Below are 19,949 nucleotides of genomic sequence, written 5' to 3'. Positions count from 1 at the left end.
ACTCAAAATATGTCCAGAACGTGGATACTGGTTATTTCCGGCATTGTTATCGGTGCGCTTGCGCTTATCCTGGGAACGGCGGGCAATCCGCCAAATATGGGGGTTTGCGTTGCCTGCTTTATTCGCGACAGCGCGGGTAGCATGGGGCTACACAGTAACCCAACGGTGCAGTACTTCAGGCCTGAAATCGTCGGTTTTGTGATTGGCGCGTTTGCGGCAGCACTTTTGTTTAAAGAATTTAAAGCCAAGGCCGGTTCTGCGCCACTGGTACGATTTACTTTGGGTTTTTTCATGATGCTGGGATGTCTGGTTTTTTTAGGCTGCCCGCTAAGAATGGTGCTTCGACTCGGCGCAGGGGATCTCAATGCCGCTGTGGGGCTGGTGGGATTAGTGGTGGGAATTGGTATAGGCAGCCTATTTCTTAAGCGCGGCTTTTCTTTGCCGCGTAACTATCGACAGTCTTCTATAGAAGGGGCGCTGTTTCCCATTCTGTGCCTAGGTCTGTTGCTGCTGTTTTTATGGGACAGCGGCCTGTTCCGCGCCAGTGAAAAAGGGCCTGGAGCCAGCCATGCGCCAGTGTGGCTCTCCATCGCTGGTGGTTTGATTATTGGCGTTATCGTTCAGAGAACTCGTTTTTGCTTTATCGGCATGGCGAAAAACGTCTTTATGTCGCGAAATTTTAATATGGCTCTAGGGGTTCTGGCTCTGACTCTGCTAGTGGCTGCGGGCAATCTCTACCTTGGCAAATTCACCCTCGGCTTTGACAACCAGCCTATTGCGCATTCTGACGGCGTGTGGAATTTCCTGTCTATGGCGTTGGTGGGACTTTGCGGTGTTTTTATTACCGGTTGTCCACTGCGTCAACTGGTGAGTGCAGGGCAAGGAAGTTCTGATGCCGCAGTTAGCGTGCTGGGCATGCTAACTGGTGCTGCTATTGCCCATAACTTCGCGATGGCCTCTAGCCCCGCCGGCCCCACTGAGAACGGAAGAATAATGGTGATTGCCGGGCTGACAATTGTCTTCCTCATTGGACTGATTTATACACTGATGGCAAGAAAAGAGCTGGAAGCCGAACTGGGTGAGGAATAGAGAATGCAGCAGGATTATCTGTTTCTTTTTCATACGCCTCTGGGGGTTATCCGATTGAAGAAGGCGCTTACCGAAAGGGACATTGTCTATTGCGTAATAGATGCGCCGCGTGCGTTGACGGCAGACTGCGGCATGGCCGTAACGTTCTCACTGGCGAAGGGGCTGGAATTCTCATCTCTGGTGAATGAACAGGTGAGTGCGGTATACCAAACGGAAGGGGACTCCGTTACGTTAAAGTGGCGGGACGACGGTTAAGCGATAAGTAAGTGACGAATAAATACGCATAAGGGGCCATCAAAAGCGATGAGCCCTTTTTTATGGCACCCTGTTTATGAAAAATGGAAAGAATGTCCGAAAGCGGACTTTTATCATTGGATGACGTCGGTTCTAGAGATATTTTAAAAACAAGGGCAGTTCTATACAGAACTATGGGAGAACACATTTTTCATAAAGAAGGTTTTTATATTTTCGATTATTTATTATCAAGAAGTATCTATCGTATTCGATGCGTTAATGCATTTATTTAAAAGAGTACTTAATTTAAATGTATGATGAATTTTTTAAGTGAAGCGGAAGTGTTTATTGGTATTGTGAAATAATGAGAGTTTATTCTCATTATTTTATTGAGGCTACTTTTTAAATTGAATGGAATCGATTTCCAATTTTTTTATAAAAATACAGTCTTTATGGCTATTTTTTCGTTTTCTGGATAACGCATTTTCTAAAAGTCAGCTAATGTGATCTGGATTTATTTAGCACTACGTAATAGTGCTAATTCTTAAAAAATAGATGTTAAACGAATGATACCTTGCTTATGACTGAGATTTACCCCAGCTAATGGAACCTGCTCTCGGTGCTAATCCTTTTTTATTCAGGGATTCTCTTTCGAATTTGGCTTTCAATGAGCACTGAATCGTTAATCACATCATCTATTTCATCATATAGAATTTATTTTTCACTTTTTGGTTATCCCAAAAACGAAATATGGATATAAGAGCATTATTCTGAATGGTATCTTTTCCCGTTTATCAATGCCGTGTGTATTTTGGATTAGACGTTGCTAAAGCGATGAATATCGTCGCGGGTGGCTATTTCGAACATCGTCTGCTCTCTTCTTCTCAACTCAGCCTTTATCACCAAAAAGTGATGATGAAAGGCGCTAGCCTAGAAACCAGTAACTACAGTTTTCCCGTTATTGTTCGAGGCAGAATGCCGTTTAATCGACTTTGCATCGGTTTTATGGCCTATGGGAGCGAGGCGGCGAGATATAATACTGTGCCTCTCGCATACGACGAGGTACAGATTTACCCTGAAGGGTGTGAGCTGCTTTATCACACGTCAGGCCCCACACGATGGGTAGTGTACAGCGTTGAGCGTGACGTTCTACAACAGGCCGCTATCGCATATAGTGGAAAGCCGCTGCCGTTATCACAAGATCGCATTGTTTCACTCTATGTAGGAAAGAGTGCACTTGATGAGTTGATAGGGCTGACAGACAAATACTTTACTGCCATTCAGGATCAGGATAGCGGCTCAGAAGCACACACCCGAGAAGCAAGTGCCTTTCATACTCTTAACAATCGGTTGTTCAATCACTATGTGTCTATGCTGTGCCGTCAGGTAGTTTTAAGCGGTGAAGAGAAGAAAAGTGCTATTTCCCAACGACATAACAATCTGATCGGTGATAGTGAACGTCTGGTTATGGCAAGAGAATTTGCCAGTATAAAGCTTATCAATATTGCCGAACGTACTGGGTATAGCCTAAGAGCGCTGGAGCTGATTTTTCGTCACTCAGTCGGGATGCCGCCGGGAAAGTGGTTTCTCAATCTGCGTCTAAACGGAGCGCTTCGCGATCTGCTTAATGCTTCTACTGATGGCTCTGTGTCGAGTATTGCAACAAGGTGGGGATTTCAGCACTTATCGCGTTTTTCTGAACAGTATCGTAAGACATTTGGGGAATATCCCAGCCATACGCTGGCGAGAAATCAACATAGAGATCGGGACGTTCGTGCGATAGATAAGTGAAAGATTCATTCAACGATCTTTTTCTGAGGAGAGCTTTAGTTTTTTCATCGGATCTAATTATTTTTTTAAGGCATTACAGCCTATTTCATTTGTTTTTTTAGACGATGAGACGTTAATAATAATCCAATGCCTAGTTTTTTAGGAACTTTTTCGCTTTTCGGATAACACGATAGCAATAACATGGATTAATTTATGTCAACCGTTTACTCAGTGGTATTTATTTTTAAGGAGTCATCATTATGTTCAAGAAAAGAACGCCCTGTCGGTATTGTCATGATACTCAGTCTGTAAGAAAACACGGAAAAGGGCGGGCAGGTTATCAGCGCTTTTATTGCGTGAACTGTAGTCGGACATTTCAGGTGAAATACGTCTATTCAGCCTATTACAAAGAAGCTGAACCGGCAGTTGCAGAATCCTAAAAACATTTTGAGATATGATTTATCTTAAGAGTACTTTACAGAGTCGAGTTACTGGAAATATTTCTGTCGCTTAACATAATGGCATCTGTTGTAATAAAAGTATGATAACGATAAATCAGAAATACGCCTTCTTGCGTTCTTAGGTGATACTGTATTGAATCTATAACGTGAAGTGGGCTTAAGGTAGCAACCGTTTTAATATTTTCTGACCTGCTAACAGATATCTTTTAATGCACGACCTATTCAGTATCTAAAAGGCTCGGTTTTCCGAGCCTTTGTGTTTTTACATCATCCTCAACGATTGAAACGTACTGCTGATTTTGTCGTCTTAGCGATTCTAATCCCCCATTGGATTTTTCATTCGTTCGGTAGCGCTGAAAGCGGAACAAAAAGAGAGGCGCCACTTTGCCGCAGCGCACTTATGGTGAATAATAGCGCCGCCAACTTTAGGCCGACTTGAACAATCGCATTCGGGAGAACGCTGTGCTTTCATTTCATCAGGTTGCCGAGCTACAGGACCTTCAGCAGGATCTGCCGGCTTTTCAGCAAAGGCTTCAGGAATTACTGACTCGTTTAGATCTTTCTTTAATCAACTATCATGCGGATCATGTCTCAGTTCGCTGTTTCCAGCAGGCTACAGCAGAAAGGTGGCGCAGTGGCTTTATGCAGTGCGCTACGCTGATATCAGAAAAAGAGATTAATGGACGGCCTATCTGCCTGTTTAGCCTGCATGAGCCGCTGCAAGTTGGTGAGTGGGACATTGACTGCGTTGAGTTACCATATCCAGGAAGCAAGCTATATCCACATGAAGGCTGGGAGCATGTGGAGTGGGTGGTACCCTGCGCCAACGAGGATGATTTTCATCAAACGGCTCTTGGGCTATTTTCTGATGAAGTGCTGCTGATGCCTCAACTGAAGCTTAAATTCAACAATCCGGCGGGGGAGGGAGAAAGGCTGCCGAATCCGACGCTGGCAGTCACAGACAATGGCGTGACGATAAAACTGCATCCTTACAGTATTCGAGACGTAGTTGATTCAGAAAAAGACGACGCCGTTAAGTGACAAAACCACCCAACGGCGTAAGAGTCTACTAGGCTTCTATCGGCAGCGCAGCGACGGCTTTCTCCATACGCTCAAGCGCTTCAAGCAGCAGCTCCCGACGGCAGCCGAAATTCAGGCGGATAAAGTGAGGATTGCCGAAATCACTTCCCGGAGAAAGGCCAACGCCGGCTTCTTCAAAGAAGGCGTGCGGGTTGCTGACCGGCAGCCCGGATGCGTCAATCCAGGCCAGATAGGTCGCCTCAATCGGCATCAGCTTCAGGCCGGGAATAGCGTTAATCCTTTCCAGCAGCAGATCGCGGTTAGCGCGCAGATAAACCAGCTGTTCTGCCAACCATTCACTTCCTCCCTGATAGGCCGCTGTGGCCGCCACATAGGCTAAGATATCGACGCTTGGCACAATACCCGTGCGCGCTTCAATAAAGCGGTTACGCAGCACGGCGTTAGGGATCACCGCAATAGAGGCCCCCAGACCGGCAATGTTAAAGGTTTTGGACGGAGCCATTAGCGTAATGGAGCGCTGTGCAGCATCTTCACTTAAGGTGCAGAAGGGAATATGTTCTAGTCCTTCTTCCAGCAGAAGGTCGCAGTGGATTTCGTCTGAGCAGACTATCAGGTTGTGGCGCTGTGCGAAATCAAGCTGAGCCAACAGCTCGGGGCGACGATAGACAGTGCCGCCGGGATTTTGTGGGTTACAGAGCATCAATAGCTTTTCGCTACCGGTCAACTGTGGCTCTGCGGCATCAAGATCTAGCACCCAGCGCTTGCCTTGAAGCTTCACCGGGGCGGAAATTTGCTGACGATTAGCCAAACGAGCGGATTTCATAAACGGCGGATAAATAGGATGCGGTGCGATGGTTGCCTGTTCCGGTGTGGTGAGTGCGCGAACGCAAAGGTTTAATCCGCTAACCAGCCCCGGCAGAAATACCAGCCACTCAGGCTTTACGTCCCAGTTATAGAGGGACTTCATCCGAGAGATGAAAACCTCTATCAGTTCGGGGGACGGATAGCCATAGCCAAACACGCCGTGAGCAACTCGGCGCTGTAGAGCATCAATAACGGCATCGGGCGATTTGAAATCGCTATCTGCGACCCATAGCGGAATAATCTCCTTATTTTCATATTTGTGCCACTTATCACTATCTGTGTGACGCCTCTCCACATATAAATCAAAATTCGATGCCATACTTAAATCCTTAATCCACCGTTATTGCAGTTTGTCTTCAGTAGACTACGTCAGATGCGTCGACTTGCTCAAGCGGTGTTTTGATTTTCGGTGATTAGGAGGGGGTGATGCCAAAGCTGGAAGTGTGTTGCTACAGCGCTGACTGTGCGGCGGTAGCGGAGCGAGCAGGCGCGGATCGCATAGAGCTGTGCGCCAGTAAAACCGAAGGTGGAATAACGCCGAGTATCGGTGTGCTGGAGTGGGTTGCACAGAATATCGCGATCCCAGTACATCCGATTGTGCGCCCCAGAGGCGGTGACTTCTGCTATTCAAACAGCGAATTCAGTATTATGAAAAGCGATATCGCGCGCATTCGCGAGCTTGGTTTTTCTGGCATCGCTATCGGCATGTTGACGGAAGACGGCGCTATCGACAGGGAGAGAATGCAGCAGATCCTGTCATTGACGCAGGGAATGTCGGTAACGTTTCACCGAGCCTTTGATATGTGCGTCAATCCTCTTCTGGCGTTAGCACAGTTAACGGACATGGGCGTCGACCGCATTTTGACCTCGGGTCAGCAGCAAACGGCTGAGGTTGGCTTGCCGCTTATCTGCCGCCTTATTCAGCAGAGCCAGAAGCCGGTTATCGTTCCCGGCGGCGGCGTGCGGCTTACTAATATTCACAAGTTTATCGGAGCGGGCGCACGGGAAGTGCATACCTCTGCGGGACTGGTGGTCGCTTCCCCCATGCGCTATCGCAAAGCGGGTGTAAATATTGGATTGGGCGGGGAAGGCGACGAGTTTGAACGCTTTCAGGTTGACGGCGATATGGTGGCGGCGATGAAGGCAATGTTTGCCCCTGAGATAGTTCGCTCTCCGCTGTATGGCGTTAGAGTATAACGTTGCGATAAAAAGAGCGGTCTTTATGTAAAGAGCCGGAACAGTGCGTTCCGGCTTTTTAATGTCTAATAGGCTATAGGGTTAATCTATTTGAAAAAACTGCCGCACAGCTAATGTGGTGCTTTCTACCATCCCTCGCTTAAGATGCCCTACGTATTGTAATGGGACGTTAGGCGTGAAAAAGGCCACATCGCCTTCACGCATGTGCAGAAGGTCAACCGGGCTAATCCAAACGGGGGCAGACTCGGTTATCGGCAATCCGGCACGGTTGTATGCTTCAATAACAAACTGAGAGCAGAAGTAGTTACCTTTGGCGTCATCGTCATTGCCTAGCTGAATTTTAGCCATCATGGAGATACAGTCGTTGCGAAACTCTGCGGAAAAAGGGTTCAAACTGCACAGCTGTCGAGTCATCATAAACGGCGCCATCAGCGCAACACCGTTATAGTTGTAGTGTTTCCCCAACTTTTCTTCCGAGAAGCTTTGAATCAGAAGCGCCTGTTCTTCTGTCAACCCAGGGACGCGCATAACGACGATCTTTGAATTGTGATTGAGCGCCTGTTCCAGCGTAACGATTTGAACGCCGCTGCCGCCGACGGCTTCAACCACTTTGTCATTACCAAGGTAAATAGCCGCGTGGCTGACGGTAGAACCACTAAACAGGCGAATACCGAGAGACGTAGGCCCGTAGGGGGATGTCAGCAGAATATCACCCGCTTTCATGTGTGACGCTGGAATAACCCGGCTACCGCCTTCAGGGTAGGAGTGAATACGCTGGAGCTGAATGTCTACGGGGAGGCTATTTCCCTGAGCGGAGACATCTTCCTGCGGGTTTGAAACCTGTACCGTACAGCCGCTGACAAAGAGCAGGGCTGCACCAACAAACAGAGTCTTGATCATTCCCTTGTCCTTTTGGATTAAGGCCTTTTAGCAATAAGAACGGCTCTGACGGGGGCTGGGTAGCCTTCGCAGGTTTTGGTTTCGTCACGAGGATCTAAAAAGTCAGCCAGTGATTCACTGGTCATCCACTCGGTTCGGCGCTGTTCATCTACGGTCGTTGGACATATGTCTACCACGCGAACGTCGACAAAACCACACTTTTCTAGCCAGCGAACTAACGCTTCCGTAGAGGGAATGAAGTAGACGTTTCTCATTTGAGCGTAGCGCTCGCCCGGCAACAGAACCGTTTGTGCATCGCCGTGAACAACCAGCGTTTCCAGCACCAGTTCGCCGCCGCTGACCAGCTGGCTTTTAAGCTGGTAAAGGTGGTCAAGGGGAGAGCGGCGGTGATACAGCACGCCCATGGAGAACACCGTATCAAACGCACCTAGCGCGGGAAGCTGCTCAATGCCTAGCGGCAGAAGGTGCGCGCGCTGGTCGCCGCCGAGCAGTTTGCGCACCGCTTCGAACTGACATAAAAACAGCTGGGTAGGATCAATTCCAACGGCCAGATGTGCACCAGCGCCGACCATGCGCCACATGTGGTAGCCACTGCCGCAGCCGACGTCTAGAACGGTTCGGCCTACCAGTGAGGAAAGGTGAGGCGCAACTCGCTGCCATTTCCAGTCTGAACGCCATTCTGTATCGATATGAATGCCGTAGAGGTGAAACGGCCCCTTGCGCCAGGGCATCAGAGCGCGAAGGTGAGTGGTGATACCCTGTATTTGGCCTTCGCTGAGTGCTCCTGAAGCCGCTTGTGCGGTGACGCTGTGCAGTAAATCCAGTCGCTCCGGAGAGACCTGCGGCATATATTCAACGGCGTTAATCCACTGCTTGAACTGACCGTGTAGGGATTCTTTTTGCCACGAGGCTAGCTGAGACGGCAGGGTTTCTAGCCAGTGGCTTAAGGGACTTTTGGCAATCAGCCGATAGAAGTCACCGAAGTCAATCATGTGCAGCCTCGTCTTTGACGGCGATAAGAGAACCGAAGTTAAAGCACTGGAACCAGGTCTCTGCATGGGAAAAACCGGCGCGGTGCAGTCGAGCCTTGTGGGCTTCTACACTGTCAGTCAGCATGACGTTTTCCAGCATGCTGCGTTTCTGGCTGATTTCCAGCTCGCTGTAGCCGTTGGCGCGCTTAAAGTCGTGGTGCATATCAAACAGCAGCTCGCCGATAGGGCGGTCTTCAAAAGAGAATTTTTCTGATAGCACCAATACTCCGCCGGGCAAGAGCCCTTGATAAACGCGGTTAAGCAGCGTTTGTCGATCGTCAGGCTCCAGAAACTGGAGCGTAAAGTTGAGGACAACCATCGACGCATTTTCAATGGCGACGTCGCGAATGTCGGCTTCAATGACGTCTACCGGTGTTGTAGCGCGAAAGGCGTCAATGTGGCGGCGGCAGCGCTCGACCATCGCTGGGGAGTTGTCTACAGCCACAATGCGGCAATTCTCCACGCGGACGCCGCGGCGCATAGAAAGCGTAGCGGCGCCGAGAGAGCATCCAAGATCGTACAGGGTGCTGTCAGCGCGAGCGAAGCGCTCCGTTAGCATGCCTATCATAGAGATAATATTGGAGTAGCCGGGCACGGAGCGCTGAATCATATCGGGAAAAACTTCGGCGACTCGCTCGTCAAAGGTCCAGTCGCCCAGTTTGTCTATAGGGGCGGAAAAGAGTGTATCTCTGTTTGGCATATCGGTGATGGCGTTGATAGAAAGTAATCAGGGGCGATAGTTTATCAGAGCGAGGGGCTAATGTCTGTAAAGCGCGAGCGTTGGGCACAGGCGCTGAAATGAAAAAAACAAACACGGTTTGTTTTTAACAGAAAGCTATTAATAACGTTATTAATAGAGGATAAAAAGCTGCTCCCAGGGCAGGTAGTACAGGTTGGCGAGCGCCATGATAGTCATTGATATATAGGTAGCGCTCATTCCGGAACGACGCCAGCGCCAGTCGTGATGGTGTAGGCCGTAATAGTGCGCAGCGCGACCAAGCATCAGAATAATACCGCTGACGTGCACCAGCCAAACGTTAGCGCCATTCATCTCCATGATGACCATCATGATCAGCGCGATCGGCAGATTTTCGACGGCGTTGCCGTGCAGGCGAATAGCGGTTTGCAATTCATAAAATCCGCCGTCGCCAAAGGGAACGCGGTACTGAGTACGCAGCTTGACGACATTCAGAGACAGCTTGAACAAGAGGAGTGCACTCAGTACTGCATACAGTGCGCTAACCATCTGTTTACCTCACTAAACGCTATTTTTACAATAGAATCATAACCCTCAATAGGGAATTTTTCCGCTATAAAACGAAGATAGTGAGTTATTTTTTGTTTTATAAAACAAAAAACATAATGCTTGCCAGTCTGTAACGCTTTGCTTTATCGTTTTTTCTCGATGATAAAATGCGAATTAAGCAGTGAAACACCTTGTTTTCTCAAAAGGTGGCGTTTTTTTGTTCATTTAATCACGAAATGCAACGCATCTTGCGTCAACGCGGCGATGTACTCTTATCTGCGGTCATTATTTCTATTATAATAACGGGCTTTTGGGTAAGATTTAGGCTGGATTTTGAACAGTTCGCCTAGACAGATCGTCAATAATCTGCGTTCAAAACGATAATTATGCCGATTTATGAATATGAATGTGGCGTCTGCCGCCATCGCATGGATAAACTACAGAAGTTTTCCGATGCGCCGCTGGTAGAGTGCCCACAGTGCGGTGAAGCCGCATTAAAAAAACTGATTTCCCCCGGAGGCTTTCAGCTAAAAGGTTCCGGCTGGTATGCGAGTGATGCTCCGCAACGCCGTAAGAATAGTCCATCAGATACCCGTTGTGCCGAAGTTTGCCGAGCCAACTGCCCGGCGGCCGGTTCGGCTGAATAAAAGGATAGCGTTATGCGTACTCACTATTGTGGTCAGCTCAACACGTCTCACGTTGGGCAGGAAGTTACTCTGTGCGGTTGGGTTAACCGTCGTCGCGACTTGGGCGGTTTGATATTTATCGATATGCGCGACCGTGACGGTATCGTGCAGGTGTTCTTCGATCCGGACTGCAAGGCGGCGTTTGAGCAGGCGTCTGAACTGCGCAACGAATACTGCATTCAAATTACCGGTACTGTGCGTGCCCGTCCGGATAGCCAAGTAAATAAAGATATGGCCACCGGCGGTGTCGAAATTTTTGCGCAAACGCTGAATATCATTAACCGCTCAGAGCCGCTTCCCCTTGACGCTAATCAGAACAACAGTGAAGAACAGCGTCTGAAGTACCGCTATCTGGATTTGCGCCGTCCTGAAATGGCTGCTCGTTTGAAAATGCGCGCCCGCATGACGGCTTTTGTGCGTCGCTATATGGACAGCAACGGCTTCCTAGATATCGAAACGCCAATGCTGACCAAAGCTACTCCGGAAGGAGCGCGAGACTATCTGGTTCCTAGCCGCGTTCATAAGGGCAAGTTCTATGCGCTGCCACAGTCACCTCAGCTGTTTAAACAGCTTTTGATGATGTCTGGCTTCGACCGCTACTATCAAATCGTTAAATGCTTCCGCGATGAAGACCTTCGTGCCGATCGCCAGCCTGAATTCACTCAGATTGACGTAGAAACCTCTTTCATGACTGCCGATCAGGTACGTGCCGTTATGGAGAAAATGGTGCGTGAAATGTGGCTGGAGATAAAGGGCATTGAGCTGGGCGATTTCCCAGTGATGACCTTTGCTGAAGCCATGCGTCGCTACGGTTCCGACAAGCCCGATCTGCGTAACCCCATTGAACTGGTAGATGTCGCCGATTTGGTTAAAGACGTTGACTTTAAGGTATTCTCCGGCCCGGCAAACGACCCTAAAGGGCGCGTGATTGCTATGGCAGTACCCGGTGGAGCAGAGCTGACCCGCAAGCAAATCGATGAGTACACTCAGTTTGTGTCTATCTACGGCGCGAAAGGGCTGGCGTGGGCGAAAATTAATGACGTTCAGGCTGGAATTGAAGGCGTACAGAGCCCTATCGCCAAGTTCCTGACACCGGAAATAGTGAGCGCCATGCTGGAGCGTACCGGCGCTAAGAATGGCGATATTCTGCTGTTTGGTGCGGACAGTAAAAAGATTGCCACCGACGCAATGGGCGCACTGCGCCTGAAAGTGGGACGTGACTTAGGCATTACAAAAGAACAAACCTGGGCGCCGCTGTGGGTGATTGACTTCCCCATGTTTGAAGACGACGGTGAGGGCGGCTTGACAGCGATGCACCATCCGTTCACATCAGCGAAAGACTTTACGCCAGAGCAGCTTAAGAGCGATCCAGAGTCTGCCGTAGCTAACGCTTACGACATGGTGCTTAACGGCTATGAAGTGGGTGGTGGTTCCGTACGTATTCACAACTCGACAATGCAGCAGGTAGTGTTTGGCATTCTGGGCATCAATGAGCAGGAGCAGCGCGAGAAGTTTGGCTTCCTGCTTGACGCACTGAAGTTCGGTACGCCTCCTCACGCGGGCATTGCATTTGGATTAGACCGCCTGGTAATGCTGATGACCGGAACAGAGAACATTCGCGACGTTATCGCTTTCCCGAAAACGACTGCGGCGGCTTGTCCGCTAACGGATGCGCCGAGCTTTGCTAACCCTGCTGCGCTGCAGGAGCTGGCTATCAGCGTGATCCCTCAGCAGGACAAGTAGTGTGAGAGTCTATAAGCGCCCGGAATCTGTGCTTGTTGTTATCTACTGCAACAATACGGGGCGGGTGATTATGTTACAACGTCACGACGATCCTGACTTTTGGCAGTCGGTTACCGGAAGCCTAGAAGACGGGGAATCCGTGGAACAAACGGCGCGTCGTGAGGTCAAGGAAGAGACCGGTATTGATATCGATGCGGAACGACTGACGCTGCACAACTGTCAGCGTAGCGTGACGTTTGAGATTTTTACCCAATTTCGCCATCGCTATACGCCGGGAACGACGCAAAATCTGGAGCACTGGTTCTGTTTGGCGCTGCCGACAGAGCGTCAGATAGTGCTGTCAGAGCATGATGCTTACCGATGGGTGGACGCGCGGCTGGCGGCTTCAATGACTAAGTCATGGAGCAACCGGCAGGCGATTGAGGAATTTTGTTGTTGATTAAGTGATGAAGCCACAGAGCTTTCTATTGGAGATTTTTTATGGCAGGTCATAGTAAATGGGCCAACACGAAGCACCGTAAAGCAGCACAGGATGCCAAGCGCGGTAAAATTTTTACTAAAATCATTCGCGAATTAGTAACCGCTGCCAAGCTTGGCGGCGGCGATCCTGGCTCTAACCCGCGCCTACGCGCGGCTATTGATAAAGCGCTGTCCAATAACATGACGCGCGATACGCTTAACCGCGCTATTGCCCGCGGCGTTGGCGGTGACGATGATGATAATATGGAAACCATCATCTATGAAGGCTACGGCCCGGGCGGCACTGCTGTGATGGTTGAGTGTCTGAGTGACAACCGCAACCGTACCGTCTCTGAGGTTCGCCATGCTTTTACGAAAACCGGCGGCAATCTGGGGACTGATGGCTCCGTTTCTTATCTTTTTACCAAAAAGGGTGTCATTTCCTATCCGAGCGGCACCAGTGAAGACACTGTTATGGATGCAGCGTTGGAAGCCGGTGCAGATGATGTTGTGACCTATGAAGACGGCGCTATCGACGTATTTACCACACCGGAAAGCTTTGGCGACGTTAAGGACGCTCTGGATGCTGCCGGCCTGGTTGCCGAAGCGGCAGAAGTGTCTATGATTCCGTCTACCAAAGCCGAACTGGATGCTGAAACTGCGCCTAAGCTGCTGCGCCTTATCGACATGCTGGAAGACTCTGACGACGTTCAAGAGGTTTACCACAACGGTGAAATCTCTGACGAGGTGGCGGCAACGCTGTAATGGCCATTATTCTTGGCATTGACCCGGGCTCGCGGATCACAGGCTATGGCGTGATCCGCCAGCAGGGGCGAATCCTGACCTATCTCGGCAGCGGATGCATTCGCACCTCTGTCGACGATCTTCCCACTCGCCTTAAGCTGGTTTATGCCGGCGTAAGCGAGATAATCACCCAGTTTCAGCCAGACTATTTTGCCATCGAGCGCGTATTTATGGCGCGCAACGCTGACTCAGCCCTTAAGCTGGGGCAGGCTCGCGGCGCGGCTATTGTTGCGGCAGTTAATGTTGATTTGCCGGTATTTGAGTATGCGGCAAGGCAGGTGAAACAAACCGTGGTTGGTACGGGCGCTGCTGAAAAGTCGCAGGTGCAGCACATGGTTAAAACGCTGCTTAAGCTGCCCGCTAACCCACAGGCTGATGCCGCCGATGCCCTAGCGATCGCCATTACCCACTGTCACCTGTTTCAAAATACCTTGCGTATGGGCAACGGCCGATTAACGCTGGCACGTGGTCGCGTAGCCGAGTAGTTTTTCAACCAAGCGCGCTGCTAGCGTCACTATTTTGGGCAAGGGCATGCAGATAAATATAAACAAAACGTCAAACTGAGATATTTATCTGGATATTTATCCAGCTTTTGTTTGTAATAGGCAAATAACAGTGTGCGCTACACGCTATGAATTGGATATTCTCAACAAGGCAGCGCGCTATTTTCCCTGACGGGCTAATAAGGAGTTCAGATCGTGATTGGTCGTTTACGCGGTATTATTCTGGAAAAACAGCCGCCGGAAGTGCTGATTGAAGTTAACGGCGTTGGCTATGAAGTTTTTATGCCGATGAGCTGCTTTTACGAGCTGCCGGATCGCGGTCAGGAAGCAACGATTTTTACTCAGTTTATCGTGCGTGAGGACGCTCAGCTACTGTACGGTTTTAACGATAAACAGGAAAGAGCGCTGTTCCGTGAGCTGATTAAAGTCAACGGCGTAGGCCCTAAGCTGGCTTTGGCGATCCTGTCCGGCATGTCGGCTCAGCAGTTTGTGCAGGCCGTTGAGCAGGAGCAGGTTAGCATTCTGGTGAAATTGCCGGGTGTGGGGAAGAAAACGGCTGAACGGCTGGTTGTCGAAATGAAAGACCGCTTTAAAGGGCTTAATGGCGATCTGTTTAGCGGCAGCACACTACCGCCAACCGTGACGGCAAAAAATGCAGACGTCGATGCGGAAGCCGAGGCCGTTTCTGCACTGGTGGCGCTGGGCTATAAGCCACAGGAAGCCAGCCGGCTGGTCAGTAAAGTGGCTAAAGCGGGCAGCGGTTCTGAAACCCTGATCCGCGAGGCGCTGCGTGCTGCGCTGTAGCTGTCATGCCGTAGCTGCCATAATAGCTATACACAGATTTTAGTGACCGACGTTCGTTGAAAGAGATAAAACATGATTGAAGCGGATCGTTTAATATCCCCCGTCGAGCAGTTCTCTGAAGAGGACTCTATCGATCGCGCCATGCGCCCCAAGCTGCTCAGCGAGTACGTAGGTCAGCCTCACGTGTGCGAACAGATGGAGATTTTCATTAAGGCTGCCAAGCTGCGCGGCGATGCGCTTGACCACTTGCTGATCTTTGGGCCGCCGGGACTGGGAAAAACGACGTTGGCCAATATTGTTGCCAACGAAATGGGCGTCAATCTGAGAACCACGTCGGGACCTGTGTTGGAAAAGGCCGGGGATCTGGCGGCTATGCTGACGAACCTAGAACCCCACGACGTTCTGTTTATCGATGAAATTCACCGCCTGTCCCCAGTGGTGGAAGAGATTCTCTATCCGGCGATGGAAGACTACCAGCTGGATATTATGATCGGTGAGGGCCCCGCTGCTCGCTCAATCAAGATAGACCTTCCCCCCTTTACGCTTATTGGTGCGACAACTCGCGCCGGTTCACTGACTTCTCCACTGCGCGATCGCTTCGGTATTGTGCAGCGCCTGGAGTTTTATCAGGTGAAGGACTTGGCTTCTATTGTGTCACGCAGCGCACAGTGCCTAGCGCTGGACCTGTCGCCGGAAGGGGCAAACCATATTGCCCGCCGCGCTCGCGGTACACCGCGTATCGCCAATAGGCTGCTGCGCCGCGTTCGTGACTTTGCAGAAGTGCGCGCTGACGGGCTGCTGAACGCAGAAGTTGCGACCCGCGCGTTAGACATGCTGGACGTTGACGCCGAAGGGTTCGACTTTATGGACCGCAAGCTGCTGCTGGCAATTATCGATAAGTTTATGGGCGGCCCGGTCGGGCTGGACAACCTCGCGGCAGCCATTGGCGAAGAGCGGGAGACTATCGAAGACGTTATCGAACCTTATCTGATCCAGCAGGGCTTTATTCAGCGCACGCCGAGGGGAAGAATGGCGACACAGCACGCCTATCGTCACTTTGGCATCAGCCGGGAAGAGTAGACGTAGAAGTACTGTAAGAAGAGTAAAAACGAGAAACGGCGCCAAAAGGCGCCGTTGTTGTGTCGTTTACCCGCTCTTAAGAGTTGGTAAATAGCCCCAGATGCTCTTTGGCGTAGGCTTCAAAGTCAGTGCAGCCGCCGATGTGCTTCTGGTCGATAAAGATTTGCGGAACGGTTTCTACCGGTTTACCGACGGTTTTTTCCAGATCGGCCTTAGTGATGCCTTCGGCGTGAATATCAACGTAGTTATAGCTGAAGTCGTCGCGCTCTTGGCTCAGTTTTTCAGCCAGCTCTTTTGCACGAACACAGTAAGGGCAGCCGGGACGTCCGAAAATGACTACAAACATGGAATCTCCTTAGCGATGGGCAGGATTGCCGTTAGCCGTATGATAAAGAAAAATTTCCGTTACTATGCCCGCAATCAGCGATAAAAAAAAGCAGGATTTGCCTGTTGGTTTAATAAATAGAGCCTATCCGCAACGGCTAAAGGGAAGAGAATCTTTATTCTTCAACAGACAAGATGAGAAGCGCTAGGCGATCAAAAAAGCGATTTTCTCCGTGCAAATATTTTGTCCGGCTAGCGAACTCCGCGAGCGATTTTTATCACATCGACACGAAAGGGCGACTAATATAGACGCCAGTATCTGATTTAAGGAAAGGGCAGCAATGCGCTATGGCGATATAGAGAGCTACTGCCTGACATAGAAAAGAGGAAATGCTATGACCCCAACTATCGATCTCTTATGCGCCCACCGCTCTATCCGCGCCTTTACGAAACAGCCGATCAGTGAAGAGCAGAGAGGCGCTATTCTTCGCGCCGCTCAAAGCGCATCAAGCTCTAGCTTTTTACAGTGTTCATCCGTTATTCGGGTGACCGATCCTCTGTTGCGCCAAAAGCTGGTTGCGTGCAGTGGAGGCCAGGCCTATGTTGCTCAGGCCGCTGAGTTTTGGGTGTTCTGTGCGGACTTTCACCGCAATCAGGAAGTGTATCCTCAGGCGCAGCTTGGCTATGCAGAACAGCTGCTGCTCGGCAGTATCGATACCGCCATTATGGCGCAAAATGCCCTCGTTGCGGCAGAGTCCCTTGGTTTAGGCGGTGTGTATATTGGTGGGCTGCGCAACCACATTGCTGACGTAACGACGATTCTGGCGCTGCCTGAGCAGGTGATCCCGCTGTTTGGTCTGTGTTTAGGATATGCTGCGCAGAATCCGGAACGTAAACCCAGGCTGCCTTTAGAAATCACCGTTCATGAAAATGCCTACCACCTGTTAGATAAACAGGCACTGGCAACCTACGACAGGGAAATGGCGGACTATTACGCCTTGCGCAACGACAACAAAAAGCAGGCGAACTGGAGTGGGCAGATTGCAGCAACGCTGAGCAAAGAGAGCCGCCCGTTTATGCTTGACTACCTGCATAAACAGGGCTGGATTAAGCGCTAAATCTGGACAAACTGGTTATTGGCTGCTTGATAGTAATATCCCGCTTCCTGCAGCTTTTGGCTTAGCGCGTCAGCATCAATGTCATAGCTAAGGGCCAGTTCATTGAGAGAGTCGAACTGGTCTCTGAGTTTCATATTGACGATGCTCAGCAACATATTGGGATCCATCGTTGAGAAACGGCTTAGCGGCATGTATTTCTCCTGCCTCTTGCAAGAATTGCTAATAACTTTCCGCAATGCGCCAGAAATAGGGTAATATGCTCAGCGCATTTGCACGATCTGTTGATTCTATCGAGGAAATACCATAATGGCTAAGCTTTGTGTCCCTGATTTAGCGGTAATGCGCGATTGGCTAGGACAACTGGGTATCTCTTTCTTTGAATGCGACGCCTGCCAGGCGCTGCATTTGCCGCACTTGCAAAATATCAGCGGGATTTTTGACGCTAAAGTCGACCTGCTCGACAGTGTGATCCTGTTTTCTGCCGTTGCAGAAATTCGCCCGGTAGCGCTGATCCCTCTGGTGGCTGACCTTAGCCAAATCAACGCCTCGTCGTTAACCACTAAGGTGTTTGTTGACGTACAGGATGATAATCTGCCCAAGATAGTCATCTGTCAGTCACTAAGCGTTGGTGCAGGGATCTCCATTGAACAATTTCAGCTTTTACTGCAAGAAGCCGAAGAGCAGACCTCGCAAATCATTTTTGAAGCGCGAGCCAATGAGCTGCTAACCGGCACGGAAGGCGAGCGCGAGGTTGAAGAGGACATTCAAACCGTTCATACCATCACGCATACGCTGCACTAAGCGTAGGCGCTTTTCCAAGGATCCCCACTGTACATGACCGCGACAGAACCGACGCTCTGTGAGCTTTACGACGCAGGACGGTGTCGATCGTGTCAGTGGCTCGATCGCTCCTATGAGCAGCAATTACAGGATAAACGTCACGAGCTGGATCGGCTGCTGGAAGGGCTACCGGTGGGCAATTCGCTGCCTACTGTTGTTAGTAAAACGTTGGGTTTTAGAAACAAAGCCAAGATGGTTGTCAGCGGCAGCGTGGAACGGCCTATTTTGGGGCTGCCGGTAAAGGATGGGGAAGCTGTCGACCTTTGTGGCTGTCCGCTTTATCCGTCATCGTTTAGCCCGCTGTTTTCACACCTTAAGCGCTTTATCGCTACGGCGGGGCTGGTTCCCTATAACGTGGCGCGCCGCCGAGGCGAGCTGAAGTTTATTCTTCTCACCCAAAGCCAGTTTGACGGAAGCATTATGCTGCGCTTTGTCCTTCGCTCTGAGGATAAGCTGGCCCAGCTGCGTCGGGCTTTGCCCGATCTTCTGGTAGCGTTGCCGCAGCTTCGCGTCGTGTCTGCCAATATTCAGCCCGTGCATATGGCCATTCTTGAAGGGGAAAAAGAGATCCCACTGACTGAAAGCCAAACGCTGGAAGAGCGGTTTAATGGGATCCCGCTGTTTATTCGTCCGCAAAGCTTTTTCCAGACCAATCCTGATATTGGTGAAGCGCTGTATGCCGAAGCGCAGCGATGGGTAGGGGAACTTGATGTTCACAGCATGTGGGATCTGTTCTGCGGCGTAGGCGGTTTTGGTCTTCACTGTGCGTCGGTACCGGGAAAGACGATAGCGCTGACGGGCATAGAAATCAGCGCTCAGGCGATTGAGTGCGCACAGCTTTCAGCCAAAGCAATCGGATTAAGGGATATACGCTTTGACGCGCTGGACTCTACATCGTTTGCAGAAAGTAACCTCAAGGTGCCCGATCTGGTGCTGGTTAATCCGCCCAGAAGAGGAATTGGCAAACCCCTTTGTGACTATCTCAGCGAAGCTGCTCCGCGCTATATTATGTATTCCAGCTGTAACGCAGTGACCATGGCTCAGGATATCCGCTGGCTGACTGATTATCGCATAGTCAAGACGCGGCTGTTTGATATGTTCCCACACACCGCTCACTATGAAACGCTGACATTGCTACAGCGGCAGCTCTAAGATTTTCTCCTGATAGCTCTCTTTATAGGGAATGCCTTCCAGCGCCAGCAGCGCTTTTTTTACGTCTAACCCGCCAGCGTAGCCGGTTAACGAACCGTCTTTGCCCAACACGCGGTGGCAGGGCAGAATGATAGCGATAGGGTTAGCGCCAACCGCACCGCCGACGGCCTGTGCTCCTCTAGGGCGGCCTACTGCGGTGGCGATCGTGCCGTAGTTGACGACGTCAGCATAGCCGATATCCCTTAGCTGTTGCCAAACGGCCTGTTGAAATTCTGAACCTTCCGGCTCACAGGGGATCGTATTGAAGTCCACAGCGTTACCTGCGAAGTATTCCGTCAATATATGCATCACCGAAGCGATAATCGGGTGGGTTACGCTTTCAATCCAGTCGGCATCCGGCGCGCGACGTTCAACCTCATTCGGCAGCCAGAGCTGCTTTAGGGCGATGTCATCGGCGACAATGCGCAGTTTACCTACGGGAGACGCGTAGAGGGCATGGTACATGACGGAGATCCTTGTCAAAAAGGCGAGGTGACTATCCTATCACTGCCGCTCAGAAAACAGAAACGGCCTCAAGATGAGGCCGTTTTGTCTGTCGTATGG

At 50.4% G+C, this 19,949-nt stretch carries 24 protein-coding genes; 16 read left to right on the top strand and 8 right to left on the bottom strand.

The window, feature by feature from the left end:
- Positions 1-9 precede the first annotated feature (9 nt).
- The 5 genes from yedE to DQM29_RS09800 all read left to right on the top strand — a co-directional run bounded on the left by yedE (position 10) and on the right by DQM29_RS09800 (position 4,595).
- On the top strand, positions 10-1,089 hold the full coding sequence (yedE, locus tag DQM29_RS09815) for a YedE family putative selenium transporter (RefSeq protein WP_111740526.1): 1,080 nt from the start codon (positions 10-12) through the stop codon (positions 1,087-1,089).
- Positions 1,090-1,092: 3 nt separating this feature from the next.
- A complete protein-coding gene (locus DQM29_RS09810; RefSeq protein ID WP_111740525.1) occupies positions 1,093-1,344 on the top strand; it encodes a putative Se/S carrier protein in 252 nt (83 codons plus the stop codon).
- An 813-nt stretch (positions 1,345-2,157) separates the two neighbouring features.
- Entirely contained in the window at positions 2,158-3,114 is a 957-nt protein-coding gene (locus DQM29_RS09805) for a helix-turn-helix domain-containing protein (protein WP_170126517.1), read from the top strand.
- 239 nt (positions 3,115-3,353) lie between these two features.
- Complete coding sequence (locus tag DQM29_RS18730) at positions 3,354-3,533, top strand: IS1/IS1595 family N-terminal zinc-binding domain-containing protein (RefSeq protein ID WP_415270866.1); 180 nt, start codon at positions 3,354-3,356, stop codon at positions 3,531-3,533.
- 483 nt (positions 3,534-4,016) lie between these two features.
- Positions 4,017-4,595, top strand: coding sequence for a VOC family protein (locus DQM29_RS09800; protein WP_111740523.1), 579 nt, complete (start codon positions 4,017-4,019; stop codon positions 4,593-4,595).
- 28 nt (positions 4,596-4,623) lie between these two features.
- Here the strand turns inward: DQM29_RS09800 and DQM29_RS09795 are convergent, their stop codons facing one another.
- Positions 4,624-5,778, bottom strand: a complete 1,155-nt coding sequence (locus DQM29_RS09795) for a MalY/PatB family protein (protein ID WP_111740522.1) — start codon at positions 5,776-5,778, stop codon at positions 4,624-4,626.
- Positions 5,779-5,885: 107 nt separating this feature from the next.
- Here DQM29_RS09795 and cutC point away from each other — a divergent pair, with 107 nt between their 5' ends.
- Positions 5,886-6,656 carry a copper homeostasis protein CutC gene (gene cutC / locus DQM29_RS09790; RefSeq protein WP_111740521.1) on the top strand — a complete coding sequence of 257 codons (771 nt, stop codon included), beginning with the start codon at positions 5,886-5,888 and terminating at the stop codon, positions 6,654-6,656.
- 81 nt (positions 6,657-6,737) lie between these two features.
- Here cutC and DQM29_RS09785 read toward each other — a convergent pair whose 3' ends face one another.
- The 4 genes from DQM29_RS09785 to DQM29_RS09770 all read right to left on the bottom strand — a co-directional run bounded on the left by DQM29_RS09785 (position 6,738) and on the right by DQM29_RS09770 (position 9,833).
- A complete protein-coding gene (locus tag DQM29_RS09785) occupies positions 6,738-7,556 on the bottom strand; it encodes a YaeF family permuted papain-like enzyme (RefSeq protein ID WP_111740520.1) in 819 nt (272 codons plus the stop codon).
- 17 nt (positions 7,557-7,573) lie between these two features.
- Positions 7,574-8,548, bottom strand: a complete 975-nt coding sequence (gene cmoB, locus DQM29_RS09780; RefSeq protein WP_111740519.1) for a tRNA 5-methoxyuridine(34)/uridine 5-oxyacetic acid(34) synthase CmoB — start codon at positions 8,546-8,548, stop codon at positions 7,574-7,576.
- Positions 8,541-9,287, bottom strand: coding sequence for a carboxy-S-adenosyl-L-methionine synthase CmoA (cmoA, locus tag DQM29_RS09775; RefSeq protein ID WP_111740518.1), 747 nt, complete (start codon positions 9,285-9,287; stop codon positions 8,541-8,543). The genes cmoB and cmoA overlap by 8 nt, the downstream gene beginning before the upstream one ends.
- A 150-nt stretch (positions 9,288-9,437) precedes the next feature.
- Positions 9,438-9,833, bottom strand: coding sequence for an MAPEG family protein (locus DQM29_RS09770; RefSeq protein ID WP_111740517.1), 396 nt, complete (start codon positions 9,831-9,833; stop codon positions 9,438-9,440).
- 428 nt (positions 9,834-10,261) lie between these two features.
- Here DQM29_RS09770 and DQM29_RS09765 point away from each other — a divergent pair, with 428 nt between their 5' ends.
- From DQM29_RS09765 to ruvB, 7 genes are all read left to right on the top strand, one after another.
- The gene (locus DQM29_RS09765; RefSeq protein WP_232054892.1) at positions 10,262-10,480 is read left to right on the top strand and encodes an FmdB family zinc ribbon protein; all 219 of its coding nucleotides are present in this window, start codon (positions 10,262-10,264) and stop codon (positions 10,478-10,480) included.
- A 12-nt stretch (positions 10,481-10,492) separates the two neighbouring features.
- Complete coding sequence (aspS, locus tag DQM29_RS09760) at positions 10,493-12,262, top strand: aspartate--tRNA ligase (RefSeq protein WP_111740515.1); 1,770 nt, start codon at positions 10,493-10,495, stop codon at positions 12,260-12,262.
- 1 nt (position 12,263) lies between these two features.
- A complete protein-coding gene (nudB, locus tag DQM29_RS09755) occupies positions 12,264-12,701 on the top strand; it encodes a dihydroneopterin triphosphate diphosphatase (protein WP_111740514.1) in 438 nt (145 codons plus the stop codon).
- Between the two features lie 41 nt (positions 12,702-12,742).
- On the top strand, positions 12,743-13,486 hold the full coding sequence (locus DQM29_RS09750; protein WP_111740513.1) for a YebC/PmpR family DNA-binding transcriptional regulator: 744 nt from the start codon (positions 12,743-12,745) through the stop codon (positions 13,484-13,486).
- Positions 13,486-14,010 carry a crossover junction endodeoxyribonuclease RuvC gene (gene ruvC / locus DQM29_RS09745; RefSeq protein ID WP_111740512.1) on the top strand — a complete coding sequence of 175 codons (525 nt, stop codon included), beginning with the start codon at positions 13,486-13,488 and terminating at the stop codon, positions 14,008-14,010. Before DQM29_RS09750 ends, ruvC begins: the two co-directional genes overlap by 1 nt.
- Before the next feature lie 213 nt (positions 14,011-14,223).
- Positions 14,224-14,832, top strand: coding sequence for a Holliday junction branch migration protein RuvA (gene ruvA, locus DQM29_RS09740; RefSeq protein WP_111740511.1), 609 nt, complete (start codon positions 14,224-14,226; stop codon positions 14,830-14,832).
- 72 nt (positions 14,833-14,904) lie between these two features.
- Positions 14,905-15,912, top strand: coding sequence for a Holliday junction branch migration DNA helicase RuvB (ruvB, locus tag DQM29_RS09735; protein WP_111740510.1), 1,008 nt, complete (start codon positions 14,905-14,907; stop codon positions 15,910-15,912).
- 76 nt (positions 15,913-15,988) lie between these two features.
- Here ruvB and DQM29_RS09730 read toward each other — a convergent pair whose 3' ends face one another.
- Positions 15,989-16,258, bottom strand: a complete 270-nt coding sequence (locus DQM29_RS09730) for a GrxA family glutaredoxin (RefSeq protein WP_111740509.1) — start codon at positions 16,256-16,258, stop codon at positions 15,989-15,991.
- Positions 16,259-16,631: 373 nt separating this feature from the next.
- Here DQM29_RS09730 and nfsA point away from each other — a divergent pair, with 373 nt between their 5' ends.
- A complete protein-coding gene (gene nfsA, locus DQM29_RS09725) occupies positions 16,632-17,354 on the top strand; it encodes an oxygen-insensitive NADPH nitroreductase (protein WP_111740508.1) in 723 nt (240 codons plus the stop codon).
- On the opposite strand, the gene DQM29_RS09720 is transcribed toward nfsA, so the two are convergent.
- Positions 17,351-17,545, bottom strand: coding sequence for a DUF4250 domain-containing protein (locus DQM29_RS09720; RefSeq protein WP_111740507.1), 195 nt, complete (start codon positions 17,543-17,545; stop codon positions 17,351-17,353). The two genes, nfsA and DQM29_RS09720, sit on opposite strands and share 4 nt — an antisense overlap.
- A gap of 115 nt (positions 17,546-17,660) precedes the next feature.
- Between DQM29_RS09720 and DQM29_RS09715 the strand changes: the two genes are divergently transcribed.
- Positions 17,661-18,155 (top strand): YbjN domain-containing protein, encoded by a 495-nt coding sequence (locus DQM29_RS09715; RefSeq protein WP_111740506.1) that lies wholly within the window; start codon positions 17,661-17,663, stop codon positions 18,153-18,155.
- Between the two features lie 33 nt (positions 18,156-18,188).
- On the top strand, positions 18,189-19,346 hold the full coding sequence (gene rlmC, locus DQM29_RS09710) for a 23S rRNA (uracil(747)-C(5))-methyltransferase RlmC (protein ID WP_111740505.1): 1,158 nt from the start codon (positions 18,189-18,191) through the stop codon (positions 19,344-19,346).
- Here rlmC and DQM29_RS09705 read toward each other — a convergent pair.
- Positions 19,329-19,850, bottom strand: coding sequence for a methylated-DNA--[protein]-cysteine S-methyltransferase (locus DQM29_RS09705; protein ID WP_111740504.1), 522 nt, complete (start codon positions 19,848-19,850; stop codon positions 19,329-19,331). The two genes, rlmC and DQM29_RS09705, sit on opposite strands and share 18 nt — an antisense overlap.
- Positions 19,851-19,949: the final 99 nt, after the last annotated feature.

It is taken from the genome of Leminorella richardii, assembly GCF_900478135.1.
Classification (GTDB): domain Bacteria; phylum Pseudomonadota; class Gammaproteobacteria; order Enterobacterales; family Enterobacteriaceae; genus Leminorella; species Leminorella richardii.
Note: the sequence above shows the minus strand (reverse complement) of the source record. Positions and strands in the feature narration are given on the sequence as shown.